Below are 450 nucleotides of genomic sequence, written 5' to 3'. Positions count from 1 at the left end.
CCAGGAGTTGGCGTGTTGCCGGCTTGGGCCCAGGCCAGCGGGGTGCTGGCGGAACTGGAGGAACCATGGGAACGCCACGGGAAATCGTCCCTCCCGAGGCCATAGCGGAACGGGTCAAGGCCCTGGGGCGGAAGATCGCCGAGGACTACGCCGGCAAGGATTTGGTGCTGGTGGGCATCCTTAAAGGCGCCACGTTCTTCTTGGCCGATTTGCTGCGCGCCATTCCCATGTCGGTGCGTTACGAGCTGGTGAACGTCACCAAAAGCGGGGGCGGGCACTACGAGGTGATCGAGTTGGCCTTTGCCACCCGCATCCACATTACTGGGGCGCACACCTTGATCCTCAAGGACATTTGCCACTCGGGGGTGACCGAAAACTACCTCTTGACCCATTTGGCCCAACAGCAACCGGCTTCCTTGGAAGTGGTGGCCATGGTGAATAAGCCGGAGC

At 61.6% G+C, this 450-nt stretch carries 1 protein-coding gene; it reads left to right on the top strand.

All coding sequences use genetic code 11. The annotated features are described in order from the left end of the window. Positions 1 to 65: 65 nt before the first annotated feature. The coding region (locus tag EG19_RS04685; RefSeq protein WP_081799920.1) for a phosphoribosyltransferase at positions 66 to 450 on the top strand (385 nt) is incomplete at its 3' end.

The organism is Thermoanaerobaculum aquaticum, assembly GCF_000687145.1.
GTDB classification, from domain to species: domain Bacteria; phylum Acidobacteriota; class Thermoanaerobaculia; order Thermoanaerobaculales; family Thermoanaerobaculaceae; genus Thermoanaerobaculum; species Thermoanaerobaculum aquaticum.
The sequence above is the reverse complement of the archived record's forward strand: the minus strand, read 5'-3'. Positions and strand labels throughout refer to the sequence as shown.